The organism is Mesorhizobium sp. M0060 (assembly GCF_040323155.1).
Classification (GTDB): Bacteria; Pseudomonadota; Alphaproteobacteria; order Rhizobiales; family Rhizobiaceae; genus Mesorhizobium.
The window spans coordinates 1-24941 of sequence record NZ_JAMYUP010000022.1; the positions used below are offsets into that span (position 1 = coordinate 1).

24 protein-coding genes are annotated in these 24941 nt (G+C 60.8%); 18 read left to right on the top strand and 6 right to left on the bottom strand.

What is annotated here, in order from left to right; genetic code table 11:
* Together tnpB and tnpA are read right to left on the bottom strand one after the other, a co-directional pair.
* A partial coding sequence (tnpB, locus tag NKJ94_RS20880; protein WP_352527399.1) for an IS66 family insertion sequence element accessory protein TnpB occupies nucleotides 1–197 on the bottom strand: 197 nt, incomplete at its 3' end.
* Nucleotides 194–607, bottom strand: coding sequence for an IS66-like element accessory protein TnpA (gene tnpA, locus NKJ94_RS20885; RefSeq protein ID WP_352527400.1), 414 nt, complete (start codon nucleotides 605–607; stop codon nucleotides 194–196). The genes tnpA and tnpB, both read right to left, overlap by 4 nt.
* 319 nt (nucleotides 608–926) lie before the next feature.
* Here tnpA and NKJ94_RS20890 point away from each other — a divergent pair, with 319 nt between their 5' ends.
* The 4 genes from NKJ94_RS20890 to NKJ94_RS20905 all read left to right on the top strand — a co-directional run bounded on the left by NKJ94_RS20890 (nucleotide 927) and on the right by NKJ94_RS20905 (nucleotide 3600).
* Complete coding sequence (locus NKJ94_RS20890; RefSeq protein WP_352527401.1) at nucleotides 927–1967, top strand: GSU2403 family nucleotidyltransferase fold protein; 1041 nt, start codon at nucleotides 927–929, stop codon at nucleotides 1965–1967.
* A gap of 360 nt (nucleotides 1968–2327) precedes the next feature.
* On the top strand, nucleotides 2328–2600 hold the full coding sequence (locus NKJ94_RS37590; protein ID WP_502904210.1) for a hypothetical protein: 273 nt from the start codon (nucleotides 2328–2330) through the stop codon (nucleotides 2598–2600).
* 124 nt (nucleotides 2601–2724) lie between these two features.
* The gene (locus tag NKJ94_RS20900; protein ID WP_502904211.1) at nucleotides 2725–3180 is read left to right on the top strand and encodes a CopG family transcriptional regulator; all 456 of its coding nucleotides are present in this window, start codon (nucleotides 2725–2727) and stop codon (nucleotides 3178–3180) included.
* Between the two features lie 243 nt (nucleotides 3181–3423).
* Nucleotides 3424–3600, top strand: coding sequence for a hypothetical protein (locus NKJ94_RS20905; RefSeq protein WP_156937418.1), 177 nt, complete (start codon nucleotides 3424–3426; stop codon nucleotides 3598–3600).
* A 377-nt stretch (nucleotides 3601–3977) separates the two neighbouring features.
* Here the strand turns inward: NKJ94_RS20905 and NKJ94_RS20910 are convergent, their stop codons facing one another.
* Together NKJ94_RS20910 and NKJ94_RS20915 are read right to left on the bottom strand one after the other, a co-directional pair.
* Nucleotides 3978–5183 carry a Fic family protein gene (locus tag NKJ94_RS20910; RefSeq protein WP_352527402.1) on the bottom strand — a complete coding sequence of 402 codons (1206 nt, stop codon included), beginning with the start codon at nucleotides 5181–5183 and terminating at the stop codon, nucleotides 3978–3980.
* A 397-nt stretch (nucleotides 5184–5580) separates the two neighbouring features.
* Complete coding sequence (locus tag NKJ94_RS20915; RefSeq protein WP_352527403.1) at nucleotides 5581–7665, bottom strand: N,N-dimethylformamidase beta subunit family domain-containing protein; 2085 nt, start codon at nucleotides 7663–7665, stop codon at nucleotides 5581–5583.
* 306 nt (nucleotides 7666–7971) lie between these two features.
* Here NKJ94_RS20915 and NKJ94_RS20920 point away from each other — a divergent pair, with 306 nt between their 5' ends.
* From NKJ94_RS20920 to NKJ94_RS20955, 8 genes are all read left to right on the top strand, one after another.
* Nucleotides 7972–8745 (top strand): SDR family NAD(P)-dependent oxidoreductase, encoded by a 774-nt coding sequence (locus NKJ94_RS20920; RefSeq protein ID WP_352527404.1) that lies wholly within the window; start codon nucleotides 7972–7974, stop codon nucleotides 8743–8745.
* A 126-nt stretch (nucleotides 8746–8871) separates the two neighbouring features.
* On the top strand, nucleotides 8872–10194 hold the full coding sequence (gene hisD, locus NKJ94_RS20925; protein ID WP_352527405.1) for a histidinol dehydrogenase: 1323 nt from the start codon (nucleotides 8872–8874) through the stop codon (nucleotides 10192–10194).
* Nucleotides 10195–10209: 15 nt separating this feature from the next.
* Nucleotides 10210–11235 carry a zinc-dependent alcohol dehydrogenase gene (locus NKJ94_RS20930; RefSeq protein ID WP_352527406.1) on the top strand — a complete coding sequence of 342 codons (1026 nt, stop codon included), beginning with the start codon at nucleotides 10210–10212 and terminating at the stop codon, nucleotides 11233–11235.
* Nucleotides 11236–11265: 30 nt separating this feature from the next.
* Nucleotides 11266–11997 (top strand): histidine utilization transcriptional repressor HutC, encoded by a 732-nt coding sequence (gene hutC / locus NKJ94_RS20935; RefSeq protein WP_352527527.1) that lies wholly within the window; start codon nucleotides 11266–11268, stop codon nucleotides 11995–11997.
* Between the two features lie 273 nt (nucleotides 11998–12270).
* A complete protein-coding gene (locus NKJ94_RS20940) occupies nucleotides 12271–13281 on the top strand; it encodes an ABC transporter substrate-binding protein (protein ID WP_502896204.1) in 1011 nt (336 codons plus the stop codon).
* 97 nt (nucleotides 13282–13378) lie between these two features.
* Nucleotides 13379–14176, top strand: coding sequence for an ABC transporter permease (locus NKJ94_RS20945; RefSeq protein WP_352527407.1), 798 nt, complete (start codon nucleotides 13379–13381; stop codon nucleotides 14174–14176).
* 10 nt (nucleotides 14177–14186) lie between these two features.
* Nucleotides 14187–14969 carry an ABC transporter ATP-binding protein gene (locus tag NKJ94_RS20950; protein WP_352527408.1) on the top strand — a complete coding sequence of 261 codons (783 nt, stop codon included), beginning with the start codon at nucleotides 14187–14189 and terminating at the stop codon, nucleotides 14967–14969.
* Between the two features lie 68 nt (nucleotides 14970–15037).
* Nucleotides 15038–15268 (top strand): peptidoglycan-binding domain-containing protein, encoded by a 231-nt coding sequence (locus tag NKJ94_RS20955; protein WP_352527409.1) that lies wholly within the window; start codon nucleotides 15038–15040, stop codon nucleotides 15266–15268.
* Nucleotides 15269–15808: 540 nt separating this feature from the next.
* Here the strand turns inward: NKJ94_RS20955 and NKJ94_RS20960 are convergent.
* On the bottom strand, nucleotides 15809–16120 hold the full coding sequence (locus NKJ94_RS20960) for a hypothetical protein (RefSeq protein ID WP_352527410.1): 312 nt from the start codon (nucleotides 16118–16120) through the stop codon (nucleotides 15809–15811).
* Nucleotides 16121–16416: 296 nt separating this feature from the next.
* Here NKJ94_RS20960 and panB point away from each other — a divergent pair, with 296 nt between their 5' ends.
* Complete coding sequence (gene panB / locus NKJ94_RS20965) at nucleotides 16417–17262, top strand: 3-methyl-2-oxobutanoate hydroxymethyltransferase (protein WP_352527411.1); 846 nt, start codon at nucleotides 16417–16419, stop codon at nucleotides 17260–17262.
* Nucleotides 17259–18197 (top strand): pantoate--beta-alanine ligase, encoded by a 939-nt coding sequence (gene panC, locus NKJ94_RS20970; RefSeq protein WP_352527412.1) that lies wholly within the window; start codon nucleotides 17259–17261, stop codon nucleotides 18195–18197. Before panB ends, panC begins: the two co-directional genes overlap by 4 nt.
* A gap of 199 nt (nucleotides 18198–18396) precedes the next feature.
* Here panC and NKJ94_RS20975 read toward each other — a convergent pair whose 3' ends face one another.
* Nucleotides 18397–19077 carry a GntR family transcriptional regulator gene (locus NKJ94_RS20975; protein ID WP_352527413.1) on the bottom strand — a complete coding sequence of 227 codons (681 nt, stop codon included), beginning with the start codon at nucleotides 19075–19077 and terminating at the stop codon, nucleotides 18397–18399.
* Between the two features lie 229 nt (nucleotides 19078–19306).
* On the opposite strand from NKJ94_RS20975, the gene NKJ94_RS20980 reads away from it, so the two are divergent.
* The 4 genes from NKJ94_RS20980 (at nucleotide 19307) to NKJ94_RS20995 (ending at nucleotide 24939) form a co-directional block, all read left to right on the top strand.
* Entirely contained in the window at nucleotides 19307–20434 is a 1128-nt protein-coding gene (locus NKJ94_RS20980; protein ID WP_352527414.1) for a sugar ABC transporter substrate-binding protein, read from the top strand.
* Nucleotides 20435–20508: 74 nt separating this feature from the next.
* Entirely contained in the window at nucleotides 20509–22041 is a 1533-nt protein-coding gene (locus tag NKJ94_RS20985; protein ID WP_352527415.1) for a sugar ABC transporter ATP-binding protein, read from the top strand.
* The gene (locus NKJ94_RS20990) at nucleotides 22038–24119 is read left to right on the top strand and encodes an ABC transporter permease (RefSeq protein ID WP_352527416.1); all 2082 of its coding nucleotides are present in this window, start codon (nucleotides 22038–22040) and stop codon (nucleotides 24117–24119) included. Before NKJ94_RS20985 ends, NKJ94_RS20990 begins: the two co-directional genes overlap by 4 nt.
* A gap of 13 nt (nucleotides 24120–24132) precedes the next feature.
* Nucleotides 24133–24939 carry an SDR family oxidoreductase gene (locus tag NKJ94_RS20995; RefSeq protein WP_352527417.1) on the top strand — a complete coding sequence of 269 codons (807 nt, stop codon included), beginning with the start codon at nucleotides 24133–24135 and terminating at the stop codon, nucleotides 24937–24939.
* The last annotated feature ends 2 nt before the right edge of the window (nucleotides 24940–24941 follow it).

Below are 24941 nucleotides of genomic sequence, written 5' to 3' on the forward strand. Positions count from 1 at the left end.
AGCACAAGGCCGGTGCGATCCCACACCAAAATCTTGATCCTGTCAGCCCTTTTGGCCCGGAACACGAAGGCTGCCCCACAGAACGGGTCGAGGCCTAGCATCTCCTGCACAGCCAATGCCAATCCGTCCATGCCGCGCCGGAAGTCAACCGGCCGGGTCGCCACGTAGATCTTCAGATCGTTGCCCGGTGCAATCATCGCGAGGCCCGAACCGCTCGGATCACCTGCGACAGCTGTTCGAGGTCAACCGCCGTTCGGATCACCATGTCGTCGATCACGATCTCCACCTTCGCCGGCGTCGATTTCGATGGCCTCATCCTCCGCTGAGGCACCGATGAGTCGTCCACCATCAACTGCGCGAACATCGGCGCCATGCTTTCCGGCAGTGCCAGTTGCCCCTGACGAAGGCGACGCCGCCAATCGTAGACCTGCCAGCGGGTCGCACCATGCTTGCGTGCGACCGCCGCCACCTGCACCCCCGGCATCAGGCTCTCGGCCGCAATCCGGGCTCTCTCGGCCTCCGAGCGAACCCGCCGTCCCGTCGGACCGTCCAGAACCTCGAGCCGGCCTGCGTAGCCAGCTGTTGGGACGTCCAAATCGACGTCCATTTTGCCGTCTGCTCCCACGTAGGCCCTCCGTCTCTCGCGATCGGGAGGATTCTTCGCACATTCACCTCATGCCCCGCACGAGGGGAGCGGCGTGGCGCTTACGCCCGGTCTGCGGATCGAAGAGAACCAGCGAAGGCCGCCTTCGAGCGGCGCTTTTGCTTCGACTGCGCTGTCGTAGAAAAGCTGTCGTCATATTTTTCAGTTGATACAGCCACTTCAACAGTCGCAATGGAATCGCGTGAGAGCTGTTGCAATCGGCCGCTCCGCCGCCTATTGTGTCATGCAACAGATCCGAGTTAAACACAGGGTAACTGTTGAATTGACTGATTTTGTTGAATTAAATAACGATCAGCGTCGGGAAAAAGTCAATTCCGACCAACGTTTCATTGCGCTCAAAGAGGCCCAAAGGAAGGCGAAGAGCTTTCGGGGATCCCTCGTCTGGCACACCGTGAACGGCATCGACCATTTGATGCGAAGCTACTACGACGCCGCTGGCGTACGACACCAAAAGGCAGAGGGTCGGCGCTCGCCGGCGAGCGAAGCTGTCAAGGCGGATTGGGAAGCCGCTCGCGCGTCCGCCCAAGAAACGCTCTCTGCGCGACAGGAGCTGATGGAGCGCCAATCTGCTGTCAATCGCGCGCTCCGGCTTGGGCGTGTTCCCCTGATCGCCGCAAGAATTGTCAGAGCAATCGATAACGCCGGTCTTCTCGGGGAAGGCATTCGTATTGCAGGCACGAATGCGATCTACGCCTATGAGGCGTCGGCGGGAGTGTTCGTGGATCCCGGAATCACATCGACGCAAGATATCGATCTCCTCATGGACTCGCGCCAGTCCCTCAGGATCATGTCTGGCGCCAACGTCGAAGATGGAGCGCTCATCAACCTTTTGCGCAAGGTCGATCGGTCTTTCGAGCGTTCATCCGCTACGTTCCGCGCGGTGAACCGCGACGGATACCTCGTCGATCTGATCAAGCCGCTCGCAAACCCGGCGTGGAAGCCGAGCCGGGAAACTATCGGGAAGGCCGACGACGAATTGGTGGCCGCCGAGATCGCCGGCCTGGCATGGTTGGAAAATGCCCCTGCTTTCGAAGCAATCGCCATCGATGAAAAAGGCGGACCGTTACGGCTCGTGGTTCCCGATCCGCGTATTTTTGCCGCTCACAAATTTTGGGTCTCAAAACGAGCTGACCGCGAGCCAATCAAGCGCCGTCGCGACCTGGCCCAAGCGCAAGTGGTTGCCCGGCTGACGACGCAGTATCTCGAGCATCTCCCCTACGAAGCAAGCGACCTTCGGGTCCTCCCAAGGGCCGTTTTCGACGAGGCCCATCATTTATTCGCGCGACCAGCGTCGCGGCCGTGAATGTGTGAGCTACATGTTGGCCGCCTGGATTGGCCCTCAACTTCCAACCGATCGAAGACGCGGCCCAGCAGCGCCAGATCGGAGGGACAATGACGCCAGCTTGCTCTGCTTTGGGGATCAAGTGGCAGCACACCTCTTGATGCAGGCCAGCGACAGAATCGAAACTAATTGGGCGCTATCAAAGGGTTCAAGCTGGAGACAAGCGCGTCTCAGACTCTCTGGGGACCGCGACCGAGTTGCGCGCCATGAAGAACTATGCGGGGCACAGACTGTCGCCCTGGCTCGGGCATCTGATGGTGTCGTGGCAGGAAACGGCGCGCGCTCTGATGACTCCGGGCGAGGCCCACCGACGCAATCGTCATGATCTCGGGCCAGTTCCCAATCCGAGCGAAGAAGGCACGCTACTTCGCCGATCAGCGGCTTACCGAGCGTGTCCTGCCGCCACCGAAAGACGGCGAGAGCTTGAAAACTGAACGCTCTGACGACTGGACCGGCACGACGGGTCTCACGAAGCAGGAGGGCATTTCTCAAGAAGCGAGGTCCGCCACCGATCAGCAGGACGACGATCCGGCCAACGGCGGCATCCGCCGTCAACCCGAGCTTCCCGAACACGAGGACATCGCAGCGGAGTGAACAACGCAGCGCGACGACGAGTTCGACCTCGACAGGGACGAGCCCGACGATGACGCCGTACGTCGTCGCAGTGTCGATCAAGCCATGAGACGCGCAGCACGTCAGGCCGCTCTTGACCCCAGTGATGGCATTGAGCTTTGAGCCCATGAAGAACGCCAAGAAAAAACATCTCTCTGCCTATCTTGATCCTGACGTGATGAACGCACAGGCTGATTACGCTGGGCTGCGCGAGGTCTCGCTGTCACTGGTCGCCGAGGCTGCACTCGCATCGTTTCTGTCGCCGGATGCCGAAGAGCGGAAGCAAGCGGCGATAACTCGCCGCCTCGACCAGATCGATCGACGCGTGCAGCGTGTCGAGCGTGACGTCGGAATTGCTATTGAGACGCTAGCATTGTTCGTCCGGTTTTGGCTCAACTCGACCCCAGACTTGCCGGAATCCGCTCAGGCCGAAGCCTGCGCGAAGGGTTTGCAGCGTTATGACAATTTCGTCGATGCGCTCGGTCGCCGGCTCAGCAAAGGACCAAGGCTCAGGCAAGAAATAGCCGACGATGTCCCGCCAGCGCCGCCAGCGACTGAATGAGCTGCCGGGCAAGACAGGCGCTTCAACAGCCCAACCCCGGTGCCCGATTTCGGAGCTATTTGCGCAGCTGATGCCCATCAGATCACCTTTCATCGGAGCGGCGGGCCTCGGCAAGATTATTGTCAGCGAAACCGACATAGGGCCACGATCGATGCCCAGGGCTTCTTCTTAGGCGCAGTAACTTTGAAACAAATCCTGCCGGCAGGCGTTCCAGCATGGCGGGCCGCGTTGCCGGAGGACCCAATGCCCGACGAATACAATGACATCGTCATCCCCCAAGACCACGATGCATCGCCACTTCGGGAGGAGGAGTATTTCGTCGTCTGCCCGGCGTGCGGTCAGGCGTTCGACATCAGGTGTATGGCAGAGGCGCTTCATCACAACGAACTGGGCCACGAGCCCTACGACCTTGACTCGTAGTAGGCAGTTACCGACGAACGTCGAGCCTGGTCGAGACCCGCACCGAGGGTAAGTTCTCGCGCGTCTGATCGGCTTACAACGAATCCCCGTCGCAAGGGTGGAGCTTCGCCGGCACGCTATGTCGTGACAGATACCTTGCGGCCTTCAGCGACGAGCCTCAGGTTGGGGGAAGCTTTGGCCCGACGAAGATGCGTCGAGCGTAAGAGGTCGTTGTAGGGGCGAAACGGTCGGTCAATCCTCATGCGATCGGCATGTCGGGCGGGATATGTCGTCGACAGCGACATGTCGTCAAATTATGTCGATAGAATCGCAATCTATTGACATAATTGGGGTGCCGCAAGCGGCCCTCCCGATGCTCCAACTTGCTACAATTCCACTCACCTGAAAGACAGTGAGGGCGGTTTGGGGACATTGACTTCGGCATCGGTGAAGAGATTCGGAAACAGCCGTTCCCTGAAATCGAGAGGAAAAGCGATCCGCACCGGTGTCTTCGGAGTGTCAGACTTCAGGAAACCGCGGTCGACGAGATCCGACAACGTGTTCCGTGCCGTGCGCTCGGATGTCTTCAGCACGAAATTGGCCTCGCCACGGGGCAGCCTACCGTGCCGCAATACTGCCGCCACCAGATCAGGTGCGCGTTTGTCGTCGACGATTTCCTTCACCAGGGCGCGGTAGCGAGCCTCGAGCCGTCCGAGGTTGAACATCGTGGTCGAGAACCGCACCTGGTCGAGCGCGACTGTCAGGAACCATTCGACGAAATCCTTGAGTGCTGATTCCGAAAGATTTCCTCGGCTGTCGGCGTGATCCATCATGCGCTTGTATTCGCCCCGATCTTTCAGCCCACGAGCGAGACCACGAGATATCGACCACAGGCCATTGCCGCCGATCCCGGCCTTGAGCGCCATGGCGTGAGACATCAGCCGACTGACGCGGCCGTTGCCGTCTGGGAACGGGTGGATGTAATTGAGGCGATGATGAGCTGACGCAATCGCAATGATCCGCAGGCTGGCCTGCCTTTCGGCCATCGCAAACCGTTTCTGGAAATACTCCATAAAGACCACCATCCTGTCAGACGATGGCGGCTGATGGCGCCCGACAACGACATCATGATCTGCGGACAACCGAAACTCGCCGGGCACGATCTCGGCCTTGGTGCCGTCAGGATTGTCGATGAACCGGAATTCCTCTGGCATCTCGTTGTAGAAGGCGCGATGAACCCACCGGATGAAATCGATCGAAGTCGGGCTCGGCAGTTCCCCACGCAAACCGAGACCATCAATCATCCTCTGAACTTCGACATGGGCCTTGGCCTCCAAGGCGAGAGGACGGCGTTCGGGATCAATCTCGGCTCCGGCCAATGCACTCTCGATATCTCGAGGTCGGGTGTTGTGGCCTTCGATCAAATTCGAATAGTAAGAATTCATGACGCGCACGAGATCGGCCAGTTCGGCGGCCGATTCCGGATGCAGGCCTCGGCCGAGTTCATCGGCGGCCTTCTGCAGCTCGATCGCGAGATCTGCCAGGACGGTCGGAACCGCGTCGTCAAAAAACAGTGGCTCGATGCGGGCAGGGGTTTCAACCATTCTTTGCCGATCTCTATAGTTTCTCAATTGCCGGCAATGTAAGGCATTCGAGACCATAAGTCAGCATAATTGCCGATATTGATTGCCGATCTCTCTTGCCGATGCCGGCCGCCGATCAGGAGGCGAACCCGAAATGCCTCAAAGGTCGGCGGGGCAGGGCGCGACTGGAATCACCGATGGCGCCATTGCCATTGGGGCTGAGTTGGTCGGGAGCAAAATGAGTTGCAAACGGTGCGGCAAGAACGAGTGAAGCAGGGCTTTATCGATCCGCTTGCGAGGTCTGGTCGAATTGCTCAGTCGTGCGGCCAGCTTGCCGCGTCGGGTGATGTCGATTGAATCGCCAACTCGGTCGATGGGCTCGCTCAGATGTGCTCCGACGTCAGCCAGATCGATCGCGTCATTGTGCGAACCTTAGCTTGGAAGAGGCAAATGTCCTTGCTTTGTCATGCGGAGCCGCGAGATAGTTTAGTAGATTGAGCGTGATCGTCCCCACATCGTTCATGGCGCCTGCAACTGGGAGCGCCCCGCACCAAGCGACCGAGCTTGCCGAAAAGATCAGCCCGCCTGTTGCCAGGTGTCGTAACGTCATTTCAGCGCACCGACGGCGGGCACGTTCCGGATCCCCGCCTTCGTACCAGCGCGTCGGATCCTGAAAAAAACTATCGGGAAAACCTGTCGCACGCGCGACTACGACAGTGTCAGGGGAGGTGCCGAGCGCAGGATCTGTCGCATCCACTTCGTAGCCCGCAGCCGCGCCCAGCACGATGCCCTCCGACCCGAAGGTCTGATTTTCAACACCCTCGAACAGCCATGCGCATTCCTCTTCGTAGCTCTCTTCTGTACGCGTGAAGGGCCGCGCGCCTTCAAAGCCCATCAGCGAGATTGCGCCACCGATCAGTGAGAATTCGCCTCGGCCGCGGGATCGGAGATAGCCTCCTGGTTCGTTGGTGATCGAAAGCGACTGTTCAGCGACTGGGCCGTCCCATGTGCGGCCGGCCTCCAGCGGCGAGCGCCGCAGCTCCATCAAATCGTCCTTGAAAGCCACAGTTCCGGCAAAGCCGTTTCCGCCGAGATAGGCGATGCTGCCGCCTTCGGACGCAAACTGCCGCAGCGCCTGCTCCATCTCGACCGACATATATTCCGGATGACTGCCCGTTATGACTGCTTGATATCCTCGCAGACCGTCTATGCCGCATTCGTGCAAATCGTGATCGGTTACGACGTCAAACGCGATTCCATGTTCGTGGCAGAATCTGAGGAAGTGCAGATCGACCGGCAAGTTGTGCGGGCAGCCGCAGAGTGGATAATTGTAATCGTCCCGGACGGTGACCTTCGGCTTTTTGTAAGAGCAGATGGACACGCCGCTGAGATCGGAGTGGTAGTCGTAAAGCGATTTTAGGTTGTTGGCGATCGCGAAGCGATGCCCCCGATCGTCGCATTTCCAAGGATAGAGATGGGTCGGAAGGTATTCGTCCGCATAGGCGAGATAGGTGGCCGTCGGCACGAGGTACAGGAGCCGTGCCAGTGCGCGTGAAGAGGTAACGAAAAACACCACCCGTTCAAAGCCACCGTCCCATTCGATTTGAAACGCATAGACGCCCGGGCGAGCGTTGTCAGGGACCGTTACCCGATGGGAGACCGGCCATCGAAGCGGACCGATGTCGTCGTCGTGGCAATGGATAGCATCGTAGTGCGACGGCACGAGCCGAGGGTCAAAGCTCGATCCATCCCAGCGCGTCGAAGTCATGCAAAAAGTTGGTTGATTGATCACGTCGAGGACCAGCGGATCAGTTCCGCCTGACGACCACATAGGCTCCGTTGACAGGAGCGGTGGGAAATTCCACGCGATGGTGCCCTGCGGCGTGTCGAGTCGGATTGCCGCAAACTTCGCGTTGAGCGTCGGCTCGTTTCGGGACGCGCATACGCCGAAATAGATTCCGTCCCCTTGCAGATCCCGCACAGGGCTGCCGAGACGTTCATGGATTTCGTACGGCGCAAGCAGATCGAGTGATCTGATGCACAAGCACAACCGCTCGTGCCGCAGGTCAAGTTCAACGGCTAGCCAAACACCGCTTGGCACTTTCTCGTCCGTAGACGAGATCTGATCGGCGATTTTCAGGACAAACACGCCGTCGCGCACGCATAGTCTGAGGATGCCCGCTTCCACGATCGTGCGTTCCCCGCAGTTGCGGGTGAGGAACAGTTCAAAATGAATGCCGTGGACCGATTGCACTTTGGCGAGTTCGCCGGCCGGCACGCGCAGGAACGAGCCATGATCGAACAGCCGATGCTGTGGTTCACCTGCCGCTTGGATCGGCCAGTCGAGGAATTCGGTGGCTGGTTTGTCAATCTGGCAGATCCGCGTGCTCTTTATCGGCCGATCGCAAGACAGGCTGAGGCTGACCTGCTGGCCCGCTTTGGCGCTCCAGGGGGTGGTATAACCAACCGCACTCATCGCGTCGTGGTTTACTGCGCGCTCCATCAACCGTTCCCGATGGCACTCTTACACTGGAGCGACCGCAGCCGGCCCGGTGGCGTCCCAATACGCCCTAGCGCTCTCCCGAACAAGGTCAGCTGGGCGCCTGCCGGGGAGGCCGTCCTATTTGAAGGACATTGGCCAAAAATGCCATGCAGGGATTGTCTCCAACGGCGAGTCAAGGCTGGGGCGCACGTCGGCTAACCCTGCTGCCGCAACGGGTTTTGAAAACAATGATGTATATGCTTGTATAGGTAAGTCTGGTTCGGATAGGCTCGGTGAAAGGCGAGCCGCAACACGACGGAGGATAGCATGCGCAACGCTTCTCTCTTCGACCTGTCGGGCAGGAAAGCGCTTGTAACCGGCGCAAGCCGCGGTATTGGGCGCAGCATCGCAGAAGCCCTGAGTGCGGCTGGCGCCGACGTCGCAGTTGCGGCCCGCAAGCTGAGCTCCCTTGAGGAGACTACCGCGGCCGTCAGCGCAGCCGGCGGCGCCGCATATGCCATCCGCTTGGACGTCACAGACGTGGAGCAGTGCGAGGCGGCAATAGCCGAGGCGAGCAGACTGCTCGGTGGCCTCGATATTCTTGTCAACAATGCCGGGACTGAAGAGGTTCGGCCTTCGCTTGATGTCGACGAGGCGCTTTGGGACAGGATCGTCGACACGAATCTCAAAGGAGCGTTCTTCTGCGCCAAGGCCGCTGCGCGACAAATGAGAGACGCCGGACGTTCCGGCGCAATCATCAATCTGTGCTCGCTGACATCTGAGGTCGGCGTTCCCACAGCGGTGCCGTATGGCTCGTCAAAGTCAGGCCTCCTCGGCATGACCCGTGCTCTCGCAGCTGAGTGGGCGGATCTTGGAATCCGGGTCAACGCCATCGCCCCCGGCTACTTCAGGACGGCAATGACAGACGTGTTCTACAGCGACCAAACATGGCAGCAATCCATGCTCGCCAAAATCCCGCAGCGCCGTTTTGGCAACCTCTCGGACCTACATGGAATCGCGGTGTTCCTCGCTTCCGATGCGTCCGCCTACATCACCGGCCAGTCCATCCCGGTCGATGGAGGCTTCCTCGCGTCGATCTGAGTCCATGGGCTGCTTCGCCTGGGAGGGTGATACAAACTTTCCGATCAAAACTGTCTGTGCCAACGCATTCCAGAGTGGTGACCGACCAGCGCTAGCAATCGTTTCGTTCTAACAGAAGGAGCAGCCATGTCCGACGTCAGCTTCCACGACCTGTCATCCATCAGTGCCGATCAGCGGGCCAGTTTGCTCAAACGCGCCGAAGCAGATCTGTCATCCTTCATCGAGAAGGCCCGTCCAATCATCCAAGCCGTCAAGGATGAAGGTGACGCAGCTTTGATCCGGTTCGCGCGGGAGTTCGACAAAGCCAATGTGGCTGACGGTGAGCTGAAGGTTACGGAGGCAGAGTTCAAGGCGGCATTTGCTAAGGTTGAAAAAGACGTCGTTGCGAGCATCGCGTTCGGCATCGAGAATATCCGGCGGTTCCATGAGGAGCAGCGGCCGGAGGCGATGTGGCTCAAGGAGGTGCGGCCGGGCGCTTATGCGGGCGACAGGTACACCCCGATCGCCTCGGTTGCGCTTTACGTTCCGCGCGGCAAGGGTGCCTTCCCCTCGGTCACGATGATGACGTCGGTGCCGGCGGTGATTGCCGGCGTGCCTCAGATCGCGATCGTGACACCTGCGACATCCGACGGTTCGGTAGACGAAGCCACCTTGGTCGCGGCTCGCCTCGCCGGCGTCGAGACCGTGTACAAATGTGGCGGCGCCCAGGCAGTCGCCGCGGTCGCCTATGGCACGGAGACGGTCAAGCCAGCCGTCAAGATCGTCGGCCCCGGCAGCCCATGGGTGGTGGCGGCAAAGAGCCTCTTGGCTCCGATCATCAACACGGGTCTTCCGGCCGGCCCATCCGAAGCGATCATCTTTGCAGATGACAGCGTGGATGGCGGCCTTGCCGCTCTTGACCTATTGATCGAAGCCGAGCACGGGCCGGATTCGTCAGCCTATCTTGTGACGCACAGCCGCAAGGTTGCCGAAGCCGCAATTGCTGCTATCCCGCAACATTGGTCCCGGATGACAGAGCAGCGCGTAGAGTTCTCGCGCGCGGTGCTGACCGGAAAACGCGGCGGCATTGTGCTCACCGCATCGTTGGAAGACAGCTACCGCTTCATCAATGACTATGCGCCCGAGCATCTCGAGATCCTGTCAAGGGAGCCATTTGCGCATCTTGGACGCATCACCGAAGCCGCCGAAATCCTCATGGGCCCGCATACCCCAGTGACGCTGGCCAATTTTGTCCTTGGACCCAATGCGGTGCTTCCGACCAGCCGGTGGGCGCGAACCTTCGGACCGCTTTCCGTGACGGATTTCGTCAAGCGATCCTCGGTGGGCTACGTCACCTCGGCCGCCTATCCGGAACTCGCCCTCCACGCGCGCAGGCTCGCCCGCTACGAAGGGTTCAGCTCCCACGAAAATGCCGTCTCGGAGATCCGCGATCGCTATCTCGCCGACTGACGGGGGACGACCACAATGAAGGCCGCACGACTTTATGGACCAGGTGACTTGCGCGTGGAAGATGTCGCCCCACCAGGAGATCCGGATCCAGGTTGGGTGAAGCTGAGCATCGATGCTGCAGGCATTTGCGGCTCTGATCTGCACAATTTCCGGACGGGCCAATGGATAAGCCGATCGCCTTCGACGGCGGGCCACGAACTGACAGGAACCGTGATCGCCATCGGGGCCGGCGTGGACTCCGTCGCCATTGGCGACAGGGTGGTCGCCGACTCGCGTTTCTGGTGCGCAGAATGCGCCCAGTGTCGTGGTGGGAGACGGCATCTTTGCGCTTCTCTGGGGTTTGTCGGCGAAATATGTGACGGCGGATTTGCCGAACAGGCCGTTTTGCCTGCACGCCTGTTGCACATCGTTGATGCCGCGCTCGACGCACGGGTCGCGGCTATGGCCGAGCCGCTGGCGGTCGCGCTGCACGCGGTGCGGCGTCTGCCGATAAAGGCCAGCTCCGTTCTAGTCGTCGGCTGCGGCACGATCGGCAGTCTTGCCGCACTGCTGCTTTCTCGAACGTTCCCGGGTACCGTGCTCGTCACGGATCGCAACCAGGGCCGATGCGCCCGGGTGGCGCAGGTAACCGGTGCCAAGATTGTCGATTTGAACCGGGCTGCCATTGCTGCGGCTACCGCCAATGCCCCCTTGCTCGCTGCCATCGAGGCGACCGGCAGCATTGCGGCATTCAGCCAGATAATTAGCGTGCTCGATCCCGGCGGTACGGTTGCGATGGTTGGCATATTCCATGGGCGCCTCGATATTGATCCCAACATTCTGGTTGAACGCGAAATCTCATTGCTGGGATGTCACGCCTTTGCAGATGAGCTTCCCGAGGCCGTCAGGATGCTCGGCGAATTGACCGGGCCCATGATCGAACTGATCGACCGCGAGATAGGCCTGGATGAAATTCCCGAAGCCTATGACCGGCTCTTGGCCGGGCAGAGCGATGGCTTGAAGACGATTGTCCGGATACGGCAACCTGCCGAGCAAGCATGATTTATGATCGTTGCGCGAGAGACTTTTGAAATGATCACTTTGCCCGATACGGCCAGCCCTCTCTACGAGAAGGTCAAGGACTACATCTTGACGAACATCGGAAACGGCCGATGGAGCAAGGACCGAAAGCTGCCGTCTGAAAACGAATTTGTGGCCACGCTGGGCGTGTCGCGGATGACCGTCCACCGTGCCTTGCGAGAGCTGACGTCAGCGGGATTTCTGATCCGGCTCCAGGGCGTTGGGACGTTCATCGCGCCACCTCGGCCACAATCGGCCCTGATCGAGATCAACAACATCGCAGCCGAGATTGTCGAGCGGGGCAATAGGCACAGGTCGGACGTTCTCGTCCTCGAAACGATGATGCCGACAAAAGACCTCGCGCTTTCGTTCGAGTTCACAAAGCGCGTGCCGATCTACCATTCCATTGTCATCAACTTCGAAAACGACCTGCCTGTGCAACTGGAAGAGCGTTTCGTCAATCCGAGCCTGATACCGGATTATGACAAGCAGGACTTCTCCAAGACGACGACCTTTGACTATCTCATGCAGAAAACGCCCGTGACCGAGGTCGAGCACATCATTTCCGCAATTCCGGCCGACTCCCAGACGGCACAGCATCTGAGGATCGATCTCGGCAGTTGTTGCCTTCTTCTGCATCGACGGACGTGGACGGGCGCGGTGGTGGCTACGGTCAGCAAGCTCACTTACGCAGGAAGCCGTTATTCGCTGGGCAGCCGGTACTCCCCTTCGAGACACATGTGACCGTCGGAGAGCCAACGGCAGCTAAAAGCGGCCTGCAAGAGAGCTCGCGCACGGCAACGCCAAGATATTTCGCAGCCATGAAATCAGGTCATGGAGCTTGTATATGCATGTATGTATTTGCACCTTGACATCCGCGGCCGCTGACGTTGAAATATCCTTGCACTTCCAACGAAGTGGCAGGCAGGGTGCAGTCCCGTAAGGGCACAAACCTGCATCTTCACAGACCGAATGCCTGGTTCAAAAAACGCGGTCTGATCATCAAGGGGAACAAAGATGATGCGTAACCTAACAGGAAAACTTCGCGCGCTGGCGATGGCTGTAGCCATCGGGTTCACCACGAGCTCGGCAGCCTTTGCAGCCGATGCAACCATTCCCACGACGCCCGAAGCAGGAACCTTCAAGATGGGCATCGAGCCCTGGCTTGGATATGGCCAGTGGCATATTGCCGAGGCCAAGGGCCTGTTTAAGACAAACGGGCTGTCGGACGTTCAGATTGTGAACTTCGCGGAAGACAAGGACATCAATGCCGCCCTGGCGAGCGGCCAGCTCGATGCCGCCAACATCGCCACCCACACGGCCATGGGCATGGTCGCGGCCGGCCTGCCTGTGAAGATTGTGCTCCTGCTCGATGTCAGCATGACCGCCGACGCTATGATCGCCGGCAAGGACATAACCTCGGTCAAGGATCTCAAGGGCAAGCAGGTCGCCTTCGAGGAAGGGACGACCAGCGATATTTTGCTCAAATATGCGCTCGCCAAGAACGGCATGTCCATCGCCGATGTTCAACCGGTTCCGATGCCGGCGGCGAATGCCGGCAGCGCATTGATTGCCGGCCAGGTTCCGGTTGCGGTGACCTACGAACCTTACCTCACCGCAGCCATGGCCCAGAACAAGGACGTTAAACTCCTTTTCACCGCAGGCGAAGATCCCGGGCTGATCAGCGACGTATTGGTGGTAAGCGATGAAGCGATCAAGTCACGGCCTGGTCAGGTGCTCGCCATGATCAAGACCTGGGATGCTGCCCTTAAGGCTTACAAGGCCGACACGCCCGACGGCCGCGCCATCATCTCCAAGGCGGTCGGCTCGAGCGTCGAAGACCTCAACACCGCCTTTGATGGCGTGCGCTACTATTCTTTAGCCGAGAACAAGGATGCGCTGACGGGCGAATTCTCCACCAAGACATTCGTCGACGTCGAAGCTGCCGCCAAGAACGCCGGCCTGCTTCAGGCCGATGTAACGCCCGAGCAGATGATCGACCCGTCATTCGTCAAGGCCGCCGAATGACGATGGCCGGGTCGCGGTGGTAACGCAAATGTCCAAGCCGCGTGCCACCAAAGCGGCCCAGTCTGGCTCAGCAGCGAAGCCGCCCGTCAGACAGCCGATGCACCGTCGCCGATCTTCCGGGATCGGCGCGCCCATCGCGCGTTCGCGTTTTCTGATCATAGCCGTGGCCGTCTTTGCCGGCCTCGGCCTGGCCTGGTGGGCGGCAACGGGCTTGGGCCTGGTGAAACCAATCTTTCTGCCGTCACCGGCTAGCGTGGTCAGTCAGCTTGGCAAGCTTTCGAGTGACGGCACGCTATGGCTGGATCTCAGGGCCTCGATCTATCGTATTTCCATTGGCTTTCTCATCGCCTCGGCACTGGCAATTCCCATTGGCGTGCTGATCGGCAGTTTCAGGACCTGGGAAGCGGCCGTCGAGCCGCTCGTGGATTTCATCCGTTACATGCCGGTGGTCGCTTTCGTGCCCCTCTCCATTCTGTGGTCGGGGACAGGCGATGCCCAGAAATTCCTGATCATCTTCATCGGCACTTTCTTCCAGCAGGTGTTGATGATCATGGACAATGTGAAACGGGTTCCCCCGGATTTCATTGGCCTTGGCAGGACGCTCGGCTTGCCGGATCGCAAGATCCTGACGCGCATCGTGGTTCCCAGCGCCTTGCCAGGCATCTGGGATACGATGCGCATCAGCCTCGGCTGGGCATGGACCTGGCTTGTGCTGGCCGAACTTGTCGCGGCGACATCCGGCCTCGGCTACCGCATCACCGTGTCCCAGCGCTATTTCCAGACAAACACCATCATCGGCTACATCCTGCTGCTGGGCGTGCTTGGTCTCATCACCGACCAGGTTATGAAGGCGCTGGGAAAAGTGCTGTTCCGGCAGGAAGGCCACGCGCAATGAGGCACCGCCGATGAGTTTGCCCAAACTGCGGATTGAAGGTCTCCACAAGAGCTTCGGCACGGGCGCACGACGCACAGAAGTGCTGCAGGATATCAATCTCGATCTTGCCGACAACGAGTTCGTCTCCCTGGTGGGTACATCGGGTTGCGGCAAGAGCACGCTGCTGTCGATCGTGGCCGGGCTGCAGGATTTCGACGCGGGCGATCTCACCATCGATGGGGCGCCGATTCTGCAGCCTGGCCTCGACCGTGGTGTCGTCTTCCAATCCTACACATTGCTTCCCTGGCTGACGGCGCAGCAGAACATCGAGTTTGCCCTCAAGGCGGCGGGTCATGATCGCGCGACCTGCCGCAGAATCGCGCGCGAGCATCTCGATCTGGTCAAGCTCCCGCACAGCGCCAATCGCTATCCGTCTGAGCTTTCGGGCGGCATGAAGCAACGGGTGGCCATAGCGCGTGCGCTTTCTTATCGACCCAAAATGCTTCTGATGGACGAGCCCTTTGGCGCGCTCGATGCCTTGACCAGGCATCAGATGCAGGAACTGCTGACTCAGATTTGGGAGGAGCACAGGCTCACAGTCCTCTTCGTCACCCATGATGTGGAGGAGGCTGTGTACCTATCGGACCGTATCATCGTGATGGGGATCGGCCCCGGACGCATCATGCAAACCTTCAATGTCGATATTCAGCGCCCGCGCCGGGAGGAGGTCATGGAGAGTGCGGCGTTCATGGACCTGCAGCGCAACGTCCATAAGGCCATACGCACGGCTTCCAAGTCCCCCGAAATGGCATAAACCAAGTCCCATGGATTGCATTGTCCCCCGGTCTGACCGGGTGCGAAAGAACCGCTAGGTGCACATCGATGCTTCTGAAGGCGCAGATCCTTCTGGATCGCGCCCGCTTCTTGCAGGGCCTGATCGACGGTCGCCATTCCCAGAACTTCGCCAAGGCCGTCGCCGCCTTTCAGCCGGCAAACGGACTCCCGGCCATGGCCGAATGGGTCAAGCCCGACCTTGTCGGTCGGGTGAAATTTTCTGCTCAATTTCCGCGACGAGACCTGACTGCCTTCAGCAGTTCGCGTTCGTCAGTGTGAGCATTTCGAAAAGTCGTCACAACCGTTTCCGCCAGGATTTCGCCCCGTTGGGTTAAAGGGTCGAGGTCTTTGTCTGCGCAAATCCGATAAAACGCGCTGGCAAATAGCCAAATCGTGAGGACTAAGGCAGGTGCGCGGTACGCTGGCGCTGCGGCATAATGCGAACCCTCAGGCCCGCTGCCCGTGCAGAGCAGCGGGCCTTTACAGCCAGACCCGAAGGAGAGAGGAGAGTTCGGTCTTCGCGCAAAAAACGTTTGATGTGGAGTGCTTGTTCCCGGCTAACGAAGTTGGTAATTTTCGTACAGTGCGTCACCTGGCGGCGATTGCCTTCCCGCAAGCAGTTAGCCGTTCAACTGTTTCAATGATAGCCTTGGCAAGCGCCTTACCCTCATGCATGGGCTCTTGGCCATAGAGAGCAAGACAGCCTCCTCGCTCGGCAGCGCGCCGGCCGGGCAGGTCCCTCGATGCCATGCGTACCAGGGCAGGGGCGGCCAGGCGTTGCGGATTTGTCCTCCGCATCCATGCTTTGATCTGCGTTCGCTAATCCGCCTCATCTCTGAGCGCCATGTTTTTGCGGCGAACAGGCGTCCAGTCAGTGATCGTATCGGCATCCACGGTGATTAGCCCGCCAGCTTTCACAGTCACCTTTCGATTTTCCTCGTCGACCCGCGTGACCGAGCCAGTGAGCTGTAGCTCGTCACCGGGTTTGGAGTTTTTAGGAGCAGGGATCGAATGCGGAAAACCATAGGAGGGGATGCTGACGCTAGCTCTTCCGTCGTCCAGCAGCTTCAGCACCGTCACGGTGATCGCCACTTCATCGCCGATATTGATGTCCGCAATTTCCCAAGCCATGCCCCATGATTCTGGAGCGGCTTTGACGGTAGTCAAGGGATCGCTAATATGCGGAAAATGCCAACACCGCTGCGATCACCCACGATGCCGCCAGGCAGTACGCCCGCAATCGATCAGCAACACGGTTCTGGCGCAGGATCACCGAAGCAGAGGAACGCTGGCCCTTTGTCTTTGCTTTGCGGAGAGCTGCTTTGCGATGCACAAACTTTTCTGATGCAGTGCGGTTTTGGCCTTCGCACCTGCACAGAACTATGCAAAACCGTCACCGCTGGAACTTGACCCAAGGGAATGTGCCGATGAGTGTGGCGGTCGAAACAAAGGCGCTGACGCCGACGGACATTGCGGCCCGAAAGCACAAGAAGCCAATTGTCTGCTTAACAGCTTATACAACGCCCGTTGCGCGCCTCGCCGATGGGCATTGCGACGTGGTCCTGGTCGGCGACAGCGTCGGCATGGTGCTTCACGGCCTGACGTCAACCCTAGGGGTTACGCTGGAGATGATGATCATGCATGGGAAGGCCGTGCGCCGCGGCCTTGAACGGGCGCTGATGGTCGTCGACATGCCGTTCGGCTCCTATGAGGAGGGCCGCGAACAGGCCTTTCGCAACGCCGCGCAGCTGATGGCGGAAACCGGATGCGCCGCCGTCAAGCTGGAGGGCGGTGAGACAATGGCCGAAACGATCCGGTTTTTGACCAGCCGTGGCATCCCCGTCATGGCCCATGTCGGGCTGACACCGCAATCGGTCAATGTGTTTGGCGGCTACAAGGTCCAGGGCAGGGGCGAAGACGGCGACAGGATTTTGCGCGACGCCGTTGCTGTTGCCGAATCCGGTTCATTCTCCGTTGTGCTGGAAAAGATGCCCGAGCCGCTCGCACGAAGAATAACCGAGGAGGTTACGATTCCCACCATCGGGATCGGCGCCTCCGCCGCCTGCGACGGCCAGGTTCTGGTAGTCGACGATATTCTGGGCATGTTCACCGGTTTTCGTCCGAAATTTGTCAAGCGCTATGCCGAACTTGGTTCGGAGGCGGATGCCGCGATTGCCGCCTATGCGGCCGACGTGCGGGAAGGGCGCTTTCCGGCGGCCGAGCATGTCTTCCACGATAGGCCAAAAGCCATTGCCGGAGGAGAAACCGCATGAGCGTGCCAATCGTGCGCACCGTTGCCGAGCTTCGCGCCGTTGTTGCACGTTGGCGCCGCGCGGGCGCGAGCATCGCTGTGGTGCCGACCATGGGCGCCCTGCATGAAGGGCACTTGAGCCTCGTCCGCTCGGCGCTCCAGACGGCGGATCGTGTGATCGTGACGCTATTCGTCAATCCGAAGCAGTTCAACCGTGCCGGCGACCTCGCCGCCTATCCCCGCACCGAAAGCGAAGATGCGGCAAAGCTCGCTCCGCTCGGCGCGCATCTGCTCTATGTTCCGGATGCGGCGGAGATGTATCCGGCAGGCTTCGCCACGACCGTGTCGGTGTCCGGCGTCAGCGAGGGCCTGTGCGGCGCGTTCCGGCCGGGGCATTTCGATGGAGTGGCGATCGTTGTCGCCAAGCTCTTCCTGCAGACCAGCGCTGATTTCGCTTTTTTCGGGGAAAAGGATTTCCAGCAGCTTCAGCTTATCTGGCGGCTGGTCCAGGATCTGGACATTCCGATCGCCATTGTCCCTTGTCCGACAGTTCGCGATGCCGATGGTCTCGCTCTATCATCGCGCAATGTCCGGCTCTCGCCAGCGGAGCGCGCGATCGCCCCGAAACTCGCATCGGTCCTGCTCAAGACGGCGGAGCGGCTTGTGAACGGCTCTCCCGTGCTGCCAACGCTTGCCGACGCACGCGCAGCAATCCTGTCTGCAGGCTATAGTGAGGTCGAATACCTGGAACTTCGCGGGGAGACAGACCTGCAACCGATAACAAGCCTGGATCGGCCGGCACGCCTGTTTGCAGCGGCTTGGCTCGGCCAAACGCGGCTCATTGACAACGTCAGAACACTGCCGTCTCCCGTTCTCGTTGACAAGCCGCCGTCATCAATCGCGCATGCCTTGACCCGTGCCGACGGTCACACCGCAATGCCAGCGATTAAAGGATGAGCTTGTAGGCTCTAGCAAGCGTTACCCTGACCAACTCCGCCTGTGAGCGCTGGACCGTCCCGCGCTAAGCAAGGTGGGTCAAAACATTATAATCTGGATGAATCACCGCAGCAGGGCCCCGGAAATGCCCGCTGATGCTCGGCGGTTCGGTTGGTGGTGAGCATCACCGTCCTGCCATGTCGGGCTTGGCGACCTGACCCTATTTCAGCAGTTTGATCAGGACAGTGAAAGCTGCGTCGATGTCAGCGCGAACCGCAGCCCGGACCGCCTCCGCGTTGCCGTCTCGCAGCGCTGCAAACATCTCCTGATGGTGCTGATTGGCGGTCGAATAGTTTCCGGAATCGTGCAGCATGTTGAAATAGGGACTGATCTGCAGCCACAGGTTCTCGATGATGTTGAGCATGTTTTCCGAGCCCGCGGCCCGATAGATGGAGAAGTGAAAGGCGTAATTGGCCCTGAGATAGGATTTGACGTCGCCGGCGGCATTGGCCTGCTCGAGTGCTTCCAGATGCTGGCGCAGCAGCATCACGCCTTGATGGTCCATGCGTTCGGCGGCCCATGCGGCGGCGATCGCCTCAATTTCGAACCTGACGTTCCTGAGATCGATAAGCCGCGCACGACTTAATGCAGGGATACCGATCGAACGGCCCGAAACCACCATCAAGGCGTTAGCGGCGCTCAGACGCCGCAGTGCCTCCCGAACCGGCATCGGGCTGACGCCGAAAGCGTCGGCGAGGCTCTGCACTGTCACCATTTCACCTGGAACGATGCTGCCGTCGAGGATCAACTCGGTAACGTGCCGGTAAACCCTGTCCTGCAGGGTTTCCCTGGACAGCGGCGTGATCTCGACGCCCGGCTTTCTGAATGCCGCCCCAGCCATCTCTGCCTAACCTTCCCCCATATGGGCGACGCTCTTGTCATACCCGGCGCCTGTGCCCGGAATGCAGGGTTCGGATTGCCGCGTCAAGCGCCGACCTATCCTGCTCTTACCTCGCCATTTCATCATTGATCTTTGATCAAAGCATGATACGGTCGCCAACATCGAATGACAAGGGTTACGTTTCGTGCCCTTGGGAGGCATTCGGTCATTCGGATTGGGAGGAGTTCACATGGGTATCGGATCGAAAGTCCGGCGGCTCGCGCTGCTGGCCGGCATGGCTGCCTGCGCCTTTGGCCCGTCCGCCGCCGAGGCGGGCGAAAAGCACAAAATCTTTCTCAGCATGAGCTTCATCGGCAACGACTGGCAAGCTGAGGCCGCCAACATGGTCAAGGCGATGGCCTCGCACAAGAGCATGGCCGACAAGGTCGATCTGCAGGTTCAGGTGGCTGGGCCGAATGCACAGCGCCAGATCCAGCAGATCAACGCGATGGTGCAGGCAGGTGCTGAAGCCATCGTGATCTTTCCGATCTCGCCGACCGCGCTCAACCAGGTGGTCAAGAATGCCTGCGACAAGGGCGTGAAGGTCTTCGCCTACGACGCCGAGATCACCGAGCCCTGCGCATACAACGTTCACATCGACCAAGAGGAGGCAGGACGGGTGACGGCCGAATGGCTGGTCAAGAGGCTCAACGGTAAGGGCAACATCATTGCGGTGACCGGCGTTCCCGGCACCTCGGTCGACGATCTGCGCACCAAGGCCGCCAAGGAGGTCTTCGCCAAATACCCTGATATCAAGATCGTCGGCGAGGCGGTCGGCATGTGGAGCCAGGCGGTGGCCCGCACCGAGCTCTCGAAGATTTTGGCGACGCGCAGCTGGGACGACATCAACGGGCTGTGGATGCAGGTCGGCTGCTTCACCGCCAATGCCATGCAGCTCGAGGCCGGCAAGAAGAGCAGCGAACTCTTGCCTTGCGCCGGCGAGGGCTCCAATGGCGGGCGCATCCAGATGCTGCCTGAGGGCACCGAGGTCGAGGGCGCGGCATCTCCCTATGCGGCGCTCGGCGCGCCGCGCATTTCCTATGCCTCGCCACCCTATTCCGGCGCGCTCGCCTTGAAGCTCGCGGTCGAGGCGATCGAAGGCAAGGACGTGCCGAAGAAGACGATATTACCGCTGCCGATCGTCACCAACGAGACGATCAAGCTTTGCGATGAAGGCACCTGGGCGGAAATGAAGGCCGGCTGCAACGCTTTCAAGCCGTCGCTGGTCTCCAATCCCGGCTGGTTCGCCTCGATCTTCTCGGATCAGACACCCGAGATCGGCCTCGCCGCTGCCCTCGTCGGCCAGCCCGAGGAATAAGTCTCCCAAGGCAATCCCGACGATGCACGGATATCTTGTCCGTGCATCGTCGATCCGCGCGACGATCAAGGACGATGACAGCACATTACGAGCTTCCCGCCGTTGAGATCGACGGCATCAGCAAGGCTTTCGGCCCGACCGTGGCGCTGGACGACGTGTCGTTCCGTATCGCGCCCGGCAGCGTCCATGCACTGCTCGGTGAAAACGGAGCCGGCAAGTCGACGCTGGTGAAACTTCTGTCCGGGCTGGTTAGGCCGAGCCAGGGGCATATCCGTGTCTTCGGCAAGGAGATCGGCTACGGCGCACCGCGCGCAGCACATGCGCTGGGCGTGCAGACAGCGTTCCAGGAGATGACGCTGGTGCGCGATCTCTCCGTTCTCGACAACATGCTGCTGCCTTACGCTCCCGTCGGCGTCTCCGGCTTGATCCGGCGCGCTGCTGCGCGCAAGGCGGTCCGCCGCCACATCGACGATCTCGGTTTTTCCGTCGATCTCGATGCCGAGGTGAGCGAGCTCGAGCTTTCGGTGCGCCAGAAGATCGAAATCGCGCGCGCCGTCTACCGCAAGCCGCGCATCCTGCTGCTCGACGAGCCGACCTCGACGCTCGCCGGCCGCGACGTCGACTGGCTGGGCGACATCATTGCCAGGCTGAAGGCGGCGGGCACGACCATCGTCTTCATCACCCACCGCATGCGCGAGGTCCGCGCCTTCTGCGAGACGCTGACGATTCTCCGGAACGGCCGCCACATCGTGACCGCGCCAGTTGCCGATGTCTCGGACGCGGACGTCATCAAGAAGATCATCGGCCGCAGCATCGAGCAGACCTTTCCGCCCAAGCCCGACAGCGCCCAGGTGTTCGGGCCGCCCGTCCTGGGCGTGCGCGACCTCAAAGTCGGGCGCAAGCTCGATGGCGCCGGTTTCGACCTGCGCCGGGGCGAGATTCTCGGCGTTGCCGGACTGCAAGGCATGGGCCAGCAGGATTTGTTCCTGGCCTGCTTCGGCATGGCCGAGATAGAGCGCGGCGATATACTGGTCGACGGCCGCAAGGTCTGGCTGGGCTCACCCGCCGATGCCTTGCTGCCCAACATGGCCATTGGCCTGGTGCCGGAGGACCGCAAATCCGAAGGCCTGTTCCTGAAGCTGTCGGGCAGCCAGAATGCCACCCTGCCTGTGGTGTCGCGGTTCACGCGCTTCGGTCTGGTCGACGCCGAGGCCGAGACGCGCTCGGTCGAGGAGGCGTTTGCCACTGTCGAGGTCGACCGCCGCGCGTTGTGGACGCGGGCAGGCGCGTTTTCCGGTGGCAATCAGCAGAAGATCGCCATCGCCAAATGGCTGGTGGCGCAGAGCCGCATCCTGCTCTTATTCGATCCGACCCGCGGCATCGACGTCGGCACCAAGCACGAGCTTTATGTGATGATGCGAAACTACGTGGCAGCCGGCGGCTCGATCCTGCTGCACTCGACCGAGATCCCCGAACTCGTCCACCAATGCGACCGGGTCCTGGTCCTTTATGACGGGCGCATTGCAGCCGAGCTCGAAGGCGACGCCATCACCGAACCCGCCATTATGCGCCCGGCGCTCGGGCATGCCGGGGAAGCCGCCGCATGAGCAGCGCAGCAGTTTCATCCGCTGTTTCCGGCGGCTTCTGGCTGCGCCGCGCGCTGATGCGAAATCGCGGCGCGCTGATCGCGGCGATCGTGCTTGCGATCCTGCTTTTCATCGTCGATTGGGTCAGCGCTGGTCCGCTCACATATTTCGACGTGTCGTTCCTGTCGAGTGGCGGCGCGACCTCGGCGCTCGCGGCGATCGGCCAGACCATCGTGATCTTGTCGGGTGGCTTCGACCTGTCCGCGGGCGCGGTGATATCGCTGGTCAATGTCGTGCTGGCATCGAGTATGGACCCGATGGCGCCAGGCGCCAGCGTCATGCTGTGGACGACAGTCGGCATCGGCGTCGGCATGGCCGTGGGTGCCTTCAACGGCTTCTTCATCGCGGTGCTGCGTATGCAGCCCATCGTGGTGACGCTGTCCACGATGTTCATCCTGCAAGGCGTGACGCTGCTGGTGATGGACAAGCCCGGTGGCTTCGTGTCGCCCGACCTCGGCACCTTTTACCTCGGCGACGCGATCACCGGCTGGCTGCCGATGCCGCTGGTGGTGATCGGTGTCGTCCTGCTCGCCTGGTTCTGGCTGAAGCGAACTCGTTTCGGCACGGCGCTCTATGCCGTTGGCAGCGACACGGATTCGGCCGCAGCAGTCGGCATCAGTGTCGTGCTGGTGCGCTTTGCCGTCTACGTGATCGCTGGCGGCTGCTATGGCCTTGCCGGCGTGTTCATCAGCGCGCAGACCGGCAGCGGCGATCCGCTGGTCGGCAATCCGCTGCTGCTGTCGATGTTCGCTGCGGTTGTCGTCGGTGGCACACGTCTCGGGGGCGGGCAGGGTGGCCCGGTGGGCACTGTCTTCGGCGCCTATATCCTGATGATCGTGGTGAATATCCTGCTGGTGCTCAATGTGTCGGCCTATTATTCGACCATCGCCGAAGGCACCATTCTGGTGCTGGCGGCTCTTGCCGGCTCCATCTCGCACGCATCGGTGCTTGCGGTGCAGCTGCGCGCCGCGCGCGCTCGGCTGGCGGCTTGGCGCGCCGGTATATTGCCCTCGCAGCTCGAGCGCGCGGACCGACGTCTCAAGATCGCCGGATCCTCACACGGCCCGCGCGGCCCGGCATCGCCGCGTCCCGCCTTCCATCTGCGCAACGCCGAGACGCTACGCTATGCGCTGCCCGCCTATGTCTGCCTGCTGGTGATCATCATCGTCACGCAGGTCTGGCTCGGCCGCGCCATCCTCAATCCGGGTTACTGGAATTCGCTGCTCGTGCTGTCGTCCTTCCTCGCCGTGCTGGCGCTTGGGCAGGGAACCGTCATCCTGACCGGCGGCCTTGACCTCTCCGTGCCGTGGACGATCGGCATTTCCGGCATCATCCTGGCCGGTATGGTCAACGGCTCCGATGCGGCTCTTGTCTACGCCTTGCCGGTCGTGTTGCTGATGGCTTGCGCCATCGGCTTCGCCAATGGTTTCGGCATCGTCTATCTCGGCATCTCGCCGATCGTCATGACGCTTGCGACCAACGGCATTCTGCAAGGTTTTGCGCTGCTCTATTCGCAGGGAACGCCGGCCGGCTTTTCCTCACCGCTGCTGCGTTGGTTCATGACCGGCAAGCTCGGTCTGCTGACGCCTGTGGTCCTGCTGATGGTCGTCTTCGTGGTGGCGGCGGTGCTGCTGCTCGGGCGCACGCCGTTCGGACGCAGGGTCTACGGCATCGGCAACGGGCTGCGCGCGGCGCGATTGTCGGGCATCGGCGTCGAGCGCACGCTGATCCTGGTCTACATGCTGTCGGCCGTCTGCGCAGCTGTTGTCGGCATCATGCTGACCGGCTTTTCCGGCCAGGCGAGCCTCGGCATGGGCGACGATTATCTCTTGCCATCAATCGCGGTGGTGGTGGTCGGCGGTGCGCTGATCACCGGCGGGCGCGGCCACTATCTCGGCATGCTGGGCGGCGTATTGTTACTCACGGCGCTGCAGATGCTGCTGGCCGGCACCACGCTTCCCTACGCCACACGGGCAATTCTTTACGGGCTGGTCGTTCTCGGCGCCGTCATGGCGCTGCGCGAACGGCGGCTGCAATGAGAAGGACAGGACGATGAGCACAAAAGCACCGGCATCGGCGGACGAATTTCTGGCCGGGTTGAAAGGACAGCGCGTGCTGGTGACAGCGGGCGCCGGCGGCATCGGCTTTGCCATTGCCGACACCCTGTCGCGGCTCGGCGCGCGTGTCGTCGTCTGCGATGTTTCCGATCAGGCGCTGGCCGCTGCTCCGGACAAGATAGCGCTTGTCGCCGCGATCAAGGCCGACGTCTCGCGGGAAGAGGACGTCGACCGGCTGTTCGAGGCTGTCGGGGAAAAACTTGGCGGACTCGACGCCCTGATCAACAATGCCGGCATCGCCGGGCCGACCGGCGGCGTCGACGAGATCGACCCGGCCGACTGGCGACGCTGCATCGACATCTGCCTGACCGGCCAGTTCCTGTGCGCCCGGCGCGCCGTGCCGCTGATCAAGGCGGCGGGCGGCGGCTCGATCGTATCGATGTCGTCGGCGGCTGGCCGCCATGGCTATGCGTTCCGCACGCCCTATTCGGCGGCCAAGTTCGGCGTCATCGGCTTCACGCAGAGCCTCGCCAAGGAGCTCGGGCCGCATGGCATAAGGGTCAACGCTATTCTGCCTGGCATCATCGAGGGACCACGCATCGAAGGTGTCATCTCGGCACGCGCCAAGCAGATTGGTATCAGCCACGAAGAGATGACGGATCGCTATCTCCAGAACATCTCGCTGCGCCGCATGACCAGCCCCTATGATGTCGCGGCGATGGTCGCCTTCTTGCTCTCCGACGCGGGCGTCAACATTTCCGGCCAGTCGCTCGGCGTCGACGGCAACGTCGAAACACTGTGAGG

Excerpts from the sequence above, each read along its gene's own strand:
- tnpA (WP_352527400.1), bottom strand. The coding sequence starts at position 607 with ATGGACGTCGATTTGGACGTCCCAACAGCTGGCTACGCAGGCCGGCTC.
- NKJ94_RS37590 (WP_502904210.1), top strand. The coding sequence starts at position 2,328 with ATGATCTCGGGCCAGTTCCCAATCCGAGCGAAGAAGGCACGCTACTTC.
- NKJ94_RS20900 (WP_502904211.1), top strand. The coding sequence starts at position 2,725 with ATGGCATTGAGCTTTGAGCCCATGAAGAACGCCAAGAAAAAACATCTC.
- NKJ94_RS20905 (WP_156937418.1), top strand. The coding sequence starts at position 3,424 with ATGCCCGACGAATACAATGACATCGTCATCCCCCAAGACCACGATGCA.
- NKJ94_RS20910 (WP_352527402.1), bottom strand. The coding sequence starts at position 5,183 with ATGGTTGAAACCCCTGCCCGCATCGAGCCACTGTTTTTTGACGACGCG.
- NKJ94_RS20915 (WP_352527403.1), bottom strand. The coding sequence starts at position 7,665 with ATGGAGCGCGCAGTAAACCACGACGCGATGAGTGCGGTTGGTTATACC.
- NKJ94_RS20920 (WP_352527404.1), top strand. The coding sequence starts at position 7,972 with ATGCGCAACGCTTCTCTCTTCGACCTGTCGGGCAGGAAAGCGCTTGTA.
- hisD (WP_352527405.1), top strand. The coding sequence starts at position 8,872 with ATGTCCGACGTCAGCTTCCACGACCTGTCATCCATCAGTGCCGATCAG.
- NKJ94_RS20930 (WP_352527406.1), top strand. The coding sequence starts at position 10,210 with ATGAAGGCCGCACGACTTTATGGACCAGGTGACTTGCGCGTGGAAGAT.
- hutC (WP_352527527.1), top strand. The coding sequence starts at position 11,266 with ATGATCACTTTGCCCGATACGGCCAGCCCTCTCTACGAGAAGGTCAAG.
- NKJ94_RS20940 (WP_502896204.1), top strand. The coding sequence starts at position 12,271 with ATGATGCGTAACCTAACAGGAAAACTTCGCGCGCTGGCGATGGCTGTA.
- NKJ94_RS20945 (WP_352527407.1), top strand. The coding sequence starts at position 13,379 with ATGCACCGTCGCCGATCTTCCGGGATCGGCGCGCCCATCGCGCGTTCG.
- NKJ94_RS20950 (WP_352527408.1), top strand. The coding sequence starts at position 14,187 with ATGAGTTTGCCCAAACTGCGGATTGAAGGTCTCCACAAGAGCTTCGGC.
- NKJ94_RS20955 (WP_352527409.1), top strand. The coding sequence starts at position 15,038 with ATGCTTCTGAAGGCGCAGATCCTTCTGGATCGCGCCCGCTTCTTGCAG.
- NKJ94_RS20960 (WP_352527410.1), bottom strand. The coding sequence starts at position 16,120 with ATGGCTTGGGAAATTGCGGACATCAATATCGGCGATGAAGTGGCGATC.
- panB (WP_352527411.1), top strand. The coding sequence starts at position 16,417 with ATGAGTGTGGCGGTCGAAACAAAGGCGCTGACGCCGACGGACATTGCG.
- panC (WP_352527412.1), top strand. The coding sequence starts at position 17,259 with ATGAGCGTGCCAATCGTGCGCACCGTTGCCGAGCTTCGCGCCGTTGTT.
- NKJ94_RS20975 (WP_352527413.1), bottom strand. The coding sequence starts at position 19,077 with ATGGCTGGGGCGGCATTCAGAAAGCCGGGCGTCGAGATCACGCCGCTG.
- NKJ94_RS20980 (WP_352527414.1), top strand. The coding sequence starts at position 19,307 with ATGGGTATCGGATCGAAAGTCCGGCGGCTCGCGCTGCTGGCCGGCATG.
- NKJ94_RS20985 (WP_352527415.1), top strand. The coding sequence starts at position 20,509 with ATGACAGCACATTACGAGCTTCCCGCCGTTGAGATCGACGGCATCAGC.
- NKJ94_RS20990 (WP_352527416.1), top strand. The coding sequence starts at position 22,038 with ATGAGCAGCGCAGCAGTTTCATCCGCTGTTTCCGGCGGCTTCTGGCTG.
- NKJ94_RS20995 (WP_352527417.1), top strand. The coding sequence starts at position 24,133 with ATGAGCACAAAAGCACCGGCATCGGCGGACGAATTTCTGGCCGGGTTG.